General features: G+C 66.9%; 11 protein-coding genes. 7 read left to right on the top strand and 4 right to left on the bottom strand.

Annotation, left to right across the window (positions count from 1 at the left end):
* The first annotated feature begins 463 nt into the window (after nt 1–463).
* The 5 genes from ACVCMC_RS13310 to ACVCMC_RS13290 all read left to right on the top strand — a co-directional run bounded on the left by ACVCMC_RS13310 (nt 464) and on the right by ACVCMC_RS13290 (nt 3,785).
* Nucleotides 464–868 carry a hypothetical protein gene (locus ACVCMC_RS13310; RefSeq protein ID WP_447097631.1) on the top strand — a complete coding sequence of 135 codons (405 nt, stop codon included), beginning with the start codon at nt 464–466 and terminating at the stop codon, nt 866–868.
* A gap of 605 nt (nt 869–1,473) precedes the next feature.
* Entirely contained in the window at nt 1,474–1,716 is a 243-nt protein-coding gene (locus ACVCMC_RS13305; RefSeq protein WP_447097630.1) for a DUF6429 family protein, read from the top strand.
* 80 nt (nt 1,717–1,796) lie between these two features.
* Nucleotides 1,797–2,165: a GFA family protein gene (locus ACVCMC_RS13300; protein WP_447099501.1), complete on the top strand. Its 369-nt coding sequence runs from the start codon at nt 1,797–1,799 to the stop codon at nt 2,163–2,165.
* A gap of 384 nt (nt 2,166–2,549) precedes the next feature.
* On the top strand, nt 2,550–3,239 hold the full coding sequence (locus ACVCMC_RS13295; RefSeq protein WP_447097629.1) for a VIT1/CCC1 transporter family protein: 690 nt from the start codon (nt 2,550–2,552) through the stop codon (nt 3,237–3,239).
* 324 nt (nt 3,240–3,563) lie between these two features.
* Nucleotides 3,564–3,785, top strand: coding sequence for a DUF1737 domain-containing protein (locus tag ACVCMC_RS13290; protein WP_447097628.1), 222 nt, complete (start codon nt 3,564–3,566; stop codon nt 3,783–3,785).
* Between the two features lie 36 nt (nt 3,786–3,821).
* Here the strand turns inward: ACVCMC_RS13290 and ACVCMC_RS13285 are convergent, their stop codons facing one another.
* The 3 genes from ACVCMC_RS13285 to ACVCMC_RS13275 all read right to left on the bottom strand — a co-directional run bounded on the left by ACVCMC_RS13285 (nt 3,822) and on the right by ACVCMC_RS13275 (nt 6,341).
* Nucleotides 3,822–4,526 (bottom strand): LytR/AlgR family response regulator transcription factor, encoded by a 705-nt coding sequence (locus ACVCMC_RS13285; protein WP_447097627.1) that lies wholly within the window; start codon nt 4,524–4,526, stop codon nt 3,822–3,824.
* Entirely contained in the window at nt 4,526–5,578 is a 1,053-nt protein-coding gene (locus ACVCMC_RS13280; RefSeq protein ID WP_447097626.1) for a sensor histidine kinase, read from the bottom strand. The genes ACVCMC_RS13285 and ACVCMC_RS13280 overlap by 1 nt, the downstream gene beginning before the upstream one ends.
* 97 nt (nt 5,579–5,675) lie before the next feature.
* Nucleotides 5,676–6,341 (bottom strand): alpha/beta hydrolase, encoded by a 666-nt coding sequence (locus ACVCMC_RS13275; protein ID WP_447097625.1) that lies wholly within the window; start codon nt 6,339–6,341, stop codon nt 5,676–5,678.
* Between the two features lie 231 nt (nt 6,342–6,572).
* Between ACVCMC_RS13275 and ACVCMC_RS13270 the strand changes: the two genes are divergently transcribed.
* A complete protein-coding gene (locus ACVCMC_RS13270) occupies nt 6,573–7,061 on the top strand; it encodes an REP-associated tyrosine transposase (RefSeq protein ID WP_447097624.1) in 489 nt (162 codons plus the stop codon).
* A 107-nt stretch (nt 7,062–7,168) separates the two neighbouring features.
* On the opposite strand, the gene ACVCMC_RS13265 is transcribed toward ACVCMC_RS13270, so the two are convergent.
* Nucleotides 7,169–9,262, bottom strand: a complete 2,094-nt coding sequence (locus ACVCMC_RS13265) for a prolyl oligopeptidase family serine peptidase (RefSeq protein WP_447097623.1) — start codon at nt 9,260–9,262, stop codon at nt 7,169–7,171.
* Nucleotides 9,263–9,413: 151 nt separating this feature from the next.
* On the opposite strand from ACVCMC_RS13265, the gene ACVCMC_RS13260 reads away from it, so the two are divergent.
* A complete protein-coding gene (locus tag ACVCMC_RS13260) occupies nt 9,414–11,846 on the top strand; it encodes a prolyl oligopeptidase family serine peptidase (RefSeq protein ID WP_447097622.1) in 2,433 nt (810 codons plus the stop codon).
* The last annotated feature ends 103 nt before the right edge of the window (nt 11,847–11,949 follow it).

The following is an 11,949-nucleotide window of genomic DNA, read 5'->3' as shown; positions in this document are numbered from 1 at the left end:
AGACCTCACAGCAGATGACGTTGCACATGGACTTCTATATGGCCAAAACATTCCAGAAGGCTTGTTCCATTTGCGGCAGGACCTATCCCGCGCAAGAGTTCAGCTACGGCAACAAAGACAATCGGTCGTATTGCAGAGCTTGTGACAAGGCTGAGAAATCGGCGTACTCAGCAGGTGGCACCGAGGCGGCGCGCCAGTTCCGCGAGCAACAGCGTGCCAAGTGGCAGAGTAAGGTCTAACATTTCGTTCAAGGCGGACGGCTTCGCCGCCGCTTAACTCCAGCGTTGAGGTTGTAGAAAAAGTCGGTTTGCCAAGTTGATCGCGGCGGCGCCGAAAATCGCCCTGACAGGAGGCGCTAGAATCGACGCGCAGCACCTTGGGAGGGGTCGAAGTACCCCCGGAAATCGGCAAATTTCTTGACCAAGGACTTTTTCTACAACCTCGTTAGGTGCGGCAGTAGCTCATGCGCAAACTGGCAGCAACTGCATTTGCACTACTAGCAGTGGCGGCTACGGCAAGCCAGCCGCGACCAAACGTGAGTGGTATCGAGGTTTACTACCGCTCGTTTGACAAGACTTCCATCGTCAACTTGGATGCGGAAGCATTGATCGGCGCTCACGATCGCCATTTGGTCATAAACGGGCCTAGCCAAGTAAAGGCGCTACTCGGCGCACTCGAGCAACCCTGCAACTCGGTCCCCCCAAGGCAAGCTCAAGATCTTCGCCTGCTCATTCTCGTTCGTGGTTCGCATCCTTGGCGCTGGGAGGCGTCAAACTTCGCGTACTGGGATGGCCGCACTGGTGCCACTTGCCTTCTTTCCTCATCACAGCAGTCCCATCTGCTGGCACTATTGGGGCTCGAAAGGTAACGGCGTGTCGGCCGCACCTAACCACTCGTCCAAGCGGACGCGCGAAAAGCCGCGCGCCGCTTAACTCAAGCGTTGAGGTTGTAGAAAAACCACTGCTGGACAAGTTGATCGCGAAGCCGGGGAAAAGCGACCTCACAGAACGCTCTACAATCGACACGCAGCCTGCCGGGAGGGGTTCAAGTACCCCCTGGGATCATGTGAATCCGCGCCGGGATATTTTTTCTACAACCTCGTTAGACCCCATGACCAACACTGTCGAATGCCATACACACGGGGAGCAAGACGAAACCTTCGTTTGTCAGCATCTTGTCGGCGCCCTCAGCACCGGGGAGAAAGTTGGGTTCTTTTGGTCGGGCGGCCCGCGCGGTGATGCTTGGTGCTCCGCATGTGAGGAGGTTCGCCTCCGCGAGGGTGATTCTACCGGCGATTGGAACGAGCGTTCCGAGGCGTTTGCGGGCATCAAAATTCTGTGCGGTGCGTGCTATGACCGGTTGCGTGCGCAGCACGGCGTCTAACATTTCATTCGAGGCGGACGGCTTCGCCGCCGGCCAATTCCAGCGCTAGCTGCCGTCATACTGAGACACCTGCTCTTTGAGGTTCCTGACATGGCCTATGACGAGTCAAAGATCGAGGACACTGTGCTTGCGCTGCTCGCTGCTTTCAGTTTCGAAGGTGGCAGAGCTTGGAAGGGGTTCGACTTCGACGTAATGGATCGCCTTCATGCTCAGGACTTCATCGACAATCCGGCTAGCAAGAACAAGTCGGTCTGGCTCACGCCGCAGGGCCTGGAACGTGGTCGCAAAATTGCCGAGCGGCTCTTTTCGGCTAGCTCAGGCAGTGCCGGCTAACATCTCATTCGAGGCGGACGGCTACGCCGCCGCTCAACTCCAGCGTCAGGCCAGGAGGGATTGTGAAGACGGGATCGTGCATGTGCGGGGCGGTCAGTTTCACCGTCTCGTGTGACCTTAAGCCTCCTGATGCTTGCCACTGTGTTCAGTGCCGAAAGTTCTCGGGGCACTATTCAGTCGGAACGGACGTGCCCAGGAGTGCAGTGGAGATTTCTGGCGCTGAGAACGTAACCTGGTATTACTCGTCCGAGAAGGTGCGTCGCGGGTTCTGCTCGGTATGCGGGTGCTCCATGTTCTTCGATCCACCTGCCAAGGAGTGGATCGGAATCCATATGGGAGCGTTCGACGTGCCGACCGAGACGCGCGCCGAGTTGCATGTATTCGTCGCCGAGAAGGGTGACTACTATGAGATTGGCGATGGGTTGCCCCAGTACCAGCGCATTCCGTAGGGACGAGCCTGCGGCCCGTCTGAGCGCAGGCATCAAGCCTCCGCCCAGGACCGGGAGCATTCGTGCCACGATGCATCAGATGTGCGGGAGAGCTTGAAGAGCCTTCGCACCTGACTGGGATGGCGGCCGCCGCACCAGACAGGCCCGATGGGCAAACGGCGAACCCGATGATTCACTTGGTAGCGGGCAGTGGAATCGCACTGCAGCGCCAAATGTCCCTGCCGGCGCGTTACCTGTTGTTGCTTGTCGTTGCAGAGAATGCGGCTGGCCCGACGCATTTGCGCATCCGGTGGCCTGATAAATCGTTCCAGGCGGATGGCTTCGCCGCTGCTCAATTCCAGCGTCAGGCGTCGCCATGAGGCCCATACCTCAAGGTGAGAATGCATGAGGCACAGCGAAAGACATCGAACACACCGAACAGGCTGGCTTCGCGCTGCCGTGCTTGGGGCAAACGACGGTATCGTTTCTACCGCGAGCCTTGTGTTGGGGGTTGCCGCCACCGGAGCAGGTACGAGAGCAATTCTCGTCGCAGGAGTCGCTGGCCTGGTTGCCGGCGCCATGTCGATGGCTGCTGGTGAGTATGTCTCGGTCAGCTCACAGGCTGACACCGAGCGCGCAGACTTGGCTCGCGAGAGCAAGGAGTTGGCCGCAAATCCCGACCAGGAGCATGACGAATTGGTGTCGATCTATGTACAGCGGGGGCTGGACAGGTCATTGGCGTCGAGTGTTGCCACCCAACTCATGGCTCACGACGCGCTCGGGGCGCACGGGAGGGACGAGCTCGGCATCTCCGATACGTTGGCTGCCAAGCCAGTCCAGGCTGCATTCGCTTCTGCCGGGACATTCGCGACGGGTGCGGCGCTGCCACTCCTGATGGTACTCGTGCTCCCAAGCGCCACACTCATGTGGGGCCTCGCAGGCAGCTCACTGTTCTTCCTTGCATTGCTAGGCCTGCTGGCGGCGCGCACAGGCGGCGCCCTGGCACTCGCATCCGTGCTGCGCGTTACTTTCTGGGGCGCGCTGGCAATGGCTTTAACCGCGGCAGCCGGGGCGATCTTCGGGGTGACTGCATGAGCAGCGTCAAGTGGGTGATCACGTCTTTTCGCTCGGCGGCGATCCGCAGCGCGATATCGTCATGGTCAGGCCGGTGGCTTGCGGGTGACGTGCTTGACCCCTTCCCCGATGGTTTGCCGCGCAATTCGCACGCCCGGGCGCGCATCGGGTTCCACGGACGCGATGCCCGCGCAGGCGGGCATCCATCGGACTTCCCGATCGGCGAGCAGGCCTGTCCGCGAACTTCGGTTGCACGGAACAACGGCAAGCCGCGCGTGACTTCGCCGAGAGGTGATTCCTGCGTTAGCCTGCAGCCTGGTTCCCCCGAGAGTTCGATCCGCGCCCATGCCTCCCTCGACTTCCGCGCCGCCGCCAGGGCTTCCTGCCTATCGCATCCTTACCGGCCCTGACGATGCCGGGTTTTGCCATCGGGTCAGCGAGGCGCTGGCGCTCGGCTACGTCTTGCACGGATCGCCCGCGGCGACCTTCAATGGCGAGAGCGTGATCGTCGCCCAGGCCGTGGTCTGGCCTGCACGTCACCGAACAACGCCACCGGGCGTGGGCTGACGGTTCCTTTCGGCGGCGGATGTCCGCCGTGCGCGCTCAGCCCAGGCGCAGCCAGCGACGCACCGCGGCGAGGTTGCGGCGGCTGATCTCCGGGCTGTGCTCGCTGCCGTCGAGGCGGGCCAGCACGCGGCCGTCGGGCAGGCTGCGCAGCCCGACCAGGCGCGCGCGCGGCACCAGGCAATTGCGGTGCAGGCGGATCAGCTGGTCAGGCCAGGCTTCCTCCAGCTGGCGCAGCGATTCCTCGATCAGCAGCTCGCCGCCGGCGTGCTGCACGACCACGTACTTCTCCTCGGCAAGCAGGCACAACACGTCGTGCAAGGCGATGCGCACCTCCTCGCCGCGCAGGCGGCCGTGCAGGAAGGCGGTCGACTCGCGCGGGCTGTCGTCGAGGCGCCGCCGCGCACGCTGCAGGGCATCGCGCAGGCGTTCCAGCCGCACCGGCTTGAGCAGGTAATCCGCTGCGCCAAGCTCGAACGCCTGCAGCGCGTGCGCCTCGTACGCAGTGCAGAAGATCACCTGCGGCCGTGCCCTGCCCGCGAGTCGCTGCGCTACGGAAACGCCGTCGATGCCCGGCATGTTGATGTCCAGCAGCAGCACGTCGGGCTGCAGTTCGTCGAGCGCGGCCAGCGCGGACTCGCCGTCGGCGACCGTGCCGACCAGCTGCGTGTCGCCGCATTCGCCCAGCAGCGCGGCCATGCGCGCGCGGGCCAGCGGTTCGTCGTCGACGATCAGCACGCGCATCACGGCGATGCCCTCGGCAGGCGCAGCAAGACGACATAGTGGCCGCCCTGCGGCGCGGCTTCGACCACCGCGCGCGGCCCGTAACGGAACGCCACGCGCTGGCGCACGCTGCGCAGGCCGTGGCCGTTGCCCGCCACGCCTGGCTGCGGCGGCAGCGGGTTGCGGATCTCGATGCGGATGCCGTCACCGTCGCGGGCGCCGCCCAGCATCACCTCGCCGCCTTCGCGCAGCGGCTGGATGCCGTGGCGCACGGCGTTCTCCACCAGCGGTTGCAGCAGCAGGCGCGGCAGCGGGAAATCCGCCGGCAGGTCGTGCAGTTCGCGGCGGATGCGCAGGCGAGGGCCGAGCCGCAGCTGCTCGATCGCGAGGTAGCGCTCGATCAGTTCGAGCTCCTCGCCCAGCGTGCCGTCGCCGCGATCGGGCGAGCCCAGCGCGGCGCGGAACAGTTCGGACAGATCCTCCACCGTGCGCTCGGCCGCGGCCGGGTCGACGCGGATCAGCGCGGCCACGGTGTTCATGCTGTTGAACAGGAAGTGCGGGCGGATGCGCGCCTGCAGGGCCTCCACCTGCGCGCGGGTGACCGCGGCCAGGCGCGCCTGCCACTGCGCCAGCACGTAGAAATAGCGCAGCATGGCGGCACCGAGCAGGGCCGCGATGATGGTGTTGTCGCGCACGAAGGCGATCATGGGGCTGCCGATCAGGCCGGTCTGCAGCGCGCCGTCGAGCCAGCGCGCGGTGGCGCTGGCGAGCAGCACGATCAGCACGATCAGCAGCCACACCGCAACGTACGGCATGTGTCCGGGCAGGCGCTGCAGCAGGTGGCGCAGCTTGCACAGCGCCAGCGCGACCACCATCGCCAGCCAGGTGACGAAGAACATGCTGACGCTGTAGGCGGGCCAGTCCTGGCGATCGTCGCGGGCCAGCCACATCACGGTCACCGTCAGCGCGCCCACCACGAACAGTGCGAACAGCGCCGGCAGCTGGCAGAAGTCCGGCAGCGGGCTGTGTTCGGCGCGGCCGCGGACGTCGCTGGCGGGCGTGGATTCGGGCATGCGGCAAGTATGCCGCATGCGTCCGGACTAGAGCCGGCGGGCGGTGCCCGCCCTACGCAGCGCGATGCAAGGCAGGCGCTCCCGCCATGGAGCTGCCTCAAGCGGTCAGCCGGGTGCCCAGCCAGTGGCGCAGGTCGGCGATTTCCTCGGCGCACACCGCGTGGGCCATCGGGTAGCTGTGCCAGTCCACCGTGCAGCCCAGCGCCTGCAGGTGGTCGCGCGAATCGATGCCGCGTTGCATGACCACCACCGGGTCGGCGTTGCCGTGGGCCTGGAAGATCGGCGTGGCGGCATTGGCGTGGCTGCGCTCGCGCGCCACCACCTCGGCGATCGGCAGGTAGGTGGACAGCGCCACGATGCCGGCCAGCGTCTGCGCGTGGCACAGCCCGGCGGCCAGCGCGATCGCGCCGCCTTGCGAGAAGCCCGCCAGCACGATCCGGCCGGCGGGCACGCCGCGCGCGTGCTCGCGCGCGACCAGCGCCTCCACCGCGGCGATCGAGGCACGGATGCCGGCCTCGTCCTGCGGCGCGCGCGCGTCGAAACCCGCGATGTCGTACCACGCCCGCATCGGCATGCCGTTGTTGACCGTCACCGGCCGCACCGGCGCGTGCGGAAACACGAAGCGCAACGCCGGCCAGGCGGGATCGACCAGCTCCGGCACGATCGGCGCGAAGTCGTGGCCGTCGGCCCCCAGGCCGTGCAGCCAGATGACGCTGTGGGTGGGGTTGGCGGCGGTTTCGTGTTCGACGGCGGGGAGGGTCATGGGGTGGATTGATGGCGGAGGAACGTCATCGTAGCAGTCCAGATGACAGCCCTGACGGGTAGGAGCCCGCTGGCGGGCGATGCTCCTGCTCCTGGCCTTTGCGAATCCCGAATCCCTGCCTTCAAGGCATCGCCCGCCAGCGGGCTCCTACAGGGTGTGGGGGAGCGGGCGGACGAGGAATGATGCTGGTGCGCGATGTGCTCTTGCTGATGTCCGCGGCAGTCTGCGCGCATGCCCGCTTTCCCTCCCGTTGGTCGTCGTGCCTTGCGCCGGGGTCGTGTGTCCATTCCTGGCCAGATGTATCTTCTGACGACGGTGACCCGTCGACGCGAGCGCCTCTTTGCCGATCCATCCAGCGCACGGGCGCTAAGCCGGCTCATCCACGCCGCATCGACCTGGGCGGATTCCCGCCTGCTTGTGTGGGTGCTGATGCCCGATCACTGGCATGGTCTGCTGCAACTCGGCGACGAGCCGCTGGGTCGGGTCATGAATCGATTCAAGGCATGCGCATCGCGTGTGTTGCACGAATCATGCGGGTTGGATGGTTCGCTGTGGGATCGCAGTTTTCATGATCACGCACTGCGTGCCGACGAGGACATCAGGGCGGTAGCGCGATACGTCGTCGCCAATCCGGTGCGTACCGGTCTGGTCGACAGCGTGTTCGATTACCCTTATTGGAATGCCGTCTGGCTCGACCGCGACGCGCCTCCGATCTTGTAGGAGCCCGCTGGCGGGCGATGCTCCTGCTCTGGCCTTTGCGAATCCCAAATCCCGAATCCCTGCCTTCAAGGCATCGCCCGCGAGCGGGCTCCTACCCATCAGGGCGGCTACTTGCTGGTGTCCAGCCCCAGCTCGTGCGCGAAGAAGGTCAGGCCGATCGCGGTGTCGCCGACGCGCTGGCTGAACGGGGCGCCGATGCCGTGGCCGGCGTGCATGCGGGTAAGCAGCAGGATCGGCTGGGGCGAGGAGGTGGCGTTCTGCAGCGCGGCGGTGAACTTGCGCGATTGCCACGGCGCCACGCGCGGATCGTTCTCGCCGGTGGTCATCAGCACGGCCGGGTAGGCAGCGTGCGGCGTGACGTTCTGCAGTGGCGAGTACGCGAGCGTGGCCTTGAACTGCGCCGGGTCGGCGATGCTGCCGTACTCGGGGATGTTGTACGGGCCGTTGGCGAAGTCGGTCTCGTGGCGCAGCATGTCGTAGATGCCCACGCGTGCGACCACGGCGCGGTAGTCGGCAGGGTGCTGCACGATCTGCGTGCCCATCAGCAGGCCGCCGTTGCTGCCGCCGAGAATGCCCAGGTGGGCGCGGTCGGTCCAATGCGTGTCGATGAGGGCCAGCGCGGCGGCGTGGAAGTCGTCGAACACGTTCTGCTTGTGCAGCTTCTGGCCTTGCGCGTGCCACTGCTGGCCATTCTCGTTGCCGCCGCGGATGTTGGCGTAGGCCAGCACGCCGCCGTGTTCGAGCCAGGCCAGGTTGGCGCCGATGAAGCCGGGCTTGATCGGGATGTCGAAGCCGCCGTAGCTGTACAGGATGGTCGGGCGCGCGCCGTCGGGCGTGATGCCGGGCATCGACAGCACGGTGACCGGGATCCTGGTGCCGTCCTTCGAGCTTCCTTCGATGCGCTGCACGACCACCTTCGAATAATCGGCGGCGGGCTGCACCGCGAACACCGTTTTCAGCGTGCCCCGGTTGCCGTCGTATGCCGCCCAGCGGGTGGGCGTGGTCCAGCCGGCGTAGCTGATGAGGGCCTCGGGCCGACCCGACTCGGAGGCGATGTCGCCGATGCTGATGCCCTGCGCCGGCAGCGGCACGCGGCGCACGAAATTCGCGCCGGCGTCGTACTGCTCGATCCACCAGTCCGGGCCCTGGCTGCGCACCACCAGGAAGCCGTCGCCGAGCGGGGCGATCTGCTGGATCGCGCCGTCGCGCTGGGCCAGCACCGGCACGGTCTTGCCGTCGTCGGTGACGGCCACGATCCTGCCGCGTGGCGCATCGTCGAACGACGCCACGTACAGCCGTCCATTCACCCACGCGGCGGTACGCACGTTGGCGCGGCGATCGAGTGCGCGCGTGAATGCGGCGCCGTGGCGCAGGAACACTTCGGCCGGGCCGCCATCACCGTCGTAGGCGAGCACCGCGGCTTGCGCCGTGGCGGGCGAGTTCACCAGCACGTACTCGGCGGTTTTCGAGTAGCCGCGGCCGAACACCACGGTGTCCGTATCGGCGGCCCGGCCCAGCGCGTGATGCACCAAGGTCGCGTTGAACTGCACCACCTCGTGGCCCGCCGCCGGCGGCGCGAAGCGCACATAGCTGAAGCCTGCCTCGTCCGTATCCCAGGCCACGCCCTGCGGGGTGGTGCCACCGCCGGCCCAGGGCAGGGTGTCGGGGAGTGTCTTGCCGCTGGCTACGTCGAGCACGTGCAGGGTGGTCAGTTCGCTGCCGCCTTCGGCGGTGCCGTAGGCCAGATAGCGCCCGTGCGGCGAGGGCCAGTAGCCGGTGATCGCGGTGCCGCCGTGGTCGGCGTTCGGATCGACCAGGGTCCTCGCCGCGCCCTCCGGCCAGGCTTGCGCGACCAGCACCGGCTGCGATTGCGGCGGCGTCTGCTGCAGGTAGAACAGGGTGCCGCCGGCCAGCACCGGGCCGGAGCGCGTGGTCGAGGTGATCGCCAGCTGCTGCACGCGCGCGGTGAGCGCCTTGCCTTCGGGCATCGCGGCGAGCGTCGCCTCGGTGTAGGCGTTCTGCGCGGCGATCCACTGCTGCACGGCCGGGTCGGCGGGGTTTTCCAGCCAGCGATACGGATCAGGCACCTGCACGCCATGCAGCACGCTGGCCGCCGTGTGCGTCGGCGACGCGGGCGGTGCGGCGGCGTGGCTGCAGCACGCCGCCGTGGCGGCAAGGACCAGTGCAAGACGACGTCGCATGGCGTACTCCGGAGACAGGCGTGGGATCGACATCCAAGGTTAGCGCCAATCGCCCGCGGCACCGCGCGAGCCGCCCCTGACTTTCGGCACAGATGACGGCAACCGGTCCCCACGCTCGGTTATGCTGATTTTTTTTGTCTGGGGAAGCACCATGCCTCGCCTGTTGTTCGCCGCCCTCGCCGCCTTGCTGGCGCTGCCCGCCGCGGCGGCCACGCCGACTGCCGGCGCATCCACCCCGCTGGACCTGGAAACCATCATGGCCGACGCCGATTGGATGGGACAGCCGGTGGAGAATCCCTACTGGAGCGTGGACGGCCGCAGTCTCTATTACGAACTGAAGCGCGAGGGCAGCTCGGTGCGCGACCTGTACCGCGTCGACCCGGCCAGCGGCAGCAGCGTGAAGCTCGATCCGGCGGCGATGGCCGGCGCCGACGGCCCGGCGGTGTTCGATCGTGCGCACCGGCACGCGGCCTTTGTCCTGCACGATGACATCTTCCTGGTCGACCTGGCCAGCGGCCAGCGCCGCCAGGTCACCCTGACCACGCAGCGCGAGTCCGCGCCGCAGTTTTCCGCCGACGGCCGCGCGCTGCAGTACCGCGCCGGCAACGACTGGTACAGCTACGACCTGGCGAAGGGCGTCAGCGCGCCGGTGGCCGAGCTGAAGTTCGCCGACGACCCGCAGGCGAAGCAGCCCGACGACCTCGGCCAGCTGCAGCTGGACCTGTTCAAGACGCTGCGCGCGATCAAGGCCGACAAGGAAGCGGTGCGCGAGCACACGCAGGCGCTGGAGGCGGCCGATGCCGGCCGGGCGCCGCGGCCGTTCTGGCTGGGCGGCAAGATCAAGGCGGTCAACAGCACGCTGTCGCCGAACGGCCGCTGGCTGCTGCTGGTGACCGAGCCAAGGCAGTACAAGGACGGCAAGGCGCCGGTGGTCAACCATTACGTCACCGACAGCGGCTACACCGAGGCGGAAGACGCGCGCACCTACGTCGGCCGCGCCGACCCGGCACCGCAGTCGCTGCTGCTGCTGGACCTGGCGCAGCACAAGAGCTACCCGCTGACGACCGATGCGCTGCCCGGCATCAAGACCGATCCGCTCGCGGCGCTGCGCAAGCAGACGGTGGCCGCGCTGGAGAAGGCCGGCAAGGCCGACCAGGCCAAGGCGCTGAAGGCGCCCGAGGTACGGCCGGTCACGGTGAACTTGCGCGGCCTGGCGTGGAGCGAGGATGGCGCGAACCTGGCGGTGCAACTGCGCGCGATCGACAACAAGGACCGCTGGATCGCCAGCGTCGATTTCACGCAGCACGTGCTGACAAGCCAGCATCGGCTGACCGACCCGGCGTGGATCAACTGGAGCTTCAACGATTTCGGCTGGCTCAAGGACGGCCGCACGCTGTGGTACCTGAGCGAGCAGGGCGGCTATTCGCGGCTGTATGCCAAGCCGCTCGACGGCAAGGCGCGAGCGCTCACCGGCGCCGGCAAGTTCGAGGTCAGCGCGCCGCAGCTGAGCGAGGACGGCCAGTGGTTCTACGTGCTGGCCAACAAGGTGGCACCGTACAGCTATGACGTCTATCGCGTGCCTTCCGCCGGCGGTGAGCTGAGCCGGCTGACGCAGTACCAGGGCGTCGACGGCTTCGAGCTGTCGCCCGACGGCCGGCAGCTCGCCGTGCTGCATGGCTCGCCGTACCGGTTCGACCAGCTCGCGGTGGTGGACGCCGCCGGCGGCACCGCGAAGGAACTCACCCACACCATGAAGAGCGCCTACATGGCGCACCCGTGGATCGCGCCGAAGATCGTCGAGGTGCCCTCCGCGCACGGCGCCGGGGTGGTGTATGCCAAGTACTACGGCCCGGCCGACGAGGTCGCCGCGCCGGCCTCGCGCCCGGCGGTGATCTTCATCCACGGCGCCGGCTACCTGCAGGACGTGACGCTGCAGGCCACGCCGTATTTCCGCGAGCAGATGTTCAACAACCTGCTGGTGCAGCAGGGCTACGTGGTGCTGGACATGGACTACCGCGGCTCGGCCGGCTACGGCCGCGACTGGCGCACCGCTATCTACCGCAACATGGGCCACCCGGAACTGGAGGACCTGCTCGACGGCAAGGCGTGGCTGGTCAAGCACCACGGCGTCGACCCGCAGCGCGTGGGTCTCTACGGCGGCAGCTACGGCGGCTTCATGACCGAGATGGCGCTGCTGCGTGCGCCGGGCGAATTCGCCGCCGGCGCGGCGCAGCGCCCGGTCACCGACTGGACCAGCTACAACCACGAGTACACCTCCAACATCCTCAACGACCCGCAGCTCGACCCGGAGGCGTACAAGACCAGCTCGCCGATCGAGTACGCCGCCAACCTGCGCGACCCGCTGCTGATGCAGCACGGCCTGATCGACAACAACGTGATGGCCAGCGACACGATCCGGCTGTACCAGCGCTTCATCGAGCTGCACAAGAAGAACTTCTGGATGTCGCTGTACCCGATGGAACGCCACGGCTTCGTCCACGCCGATTCCTGGTACGACGAATACCGCCGCATCGACGAGCTGTTCGACACCTACGTGAAGCCGGTGCGCGAGCGCGCGCACTGAGGCACTGAACGTCACCGCCCGCCGGAACGGCGGGCGGTGGGCACGGGGCACCGTGTCGCGGCGGGCTACAATGCGCGGCCTCCCTGCCTGTCCGGTACCACCC

This window comes from Rhodanobacter sp. UC4452_H20, assembly GCF_052978205.1.
This window is presented reverse-complemented; position numbering and strand designations above follow the sequence as displayed.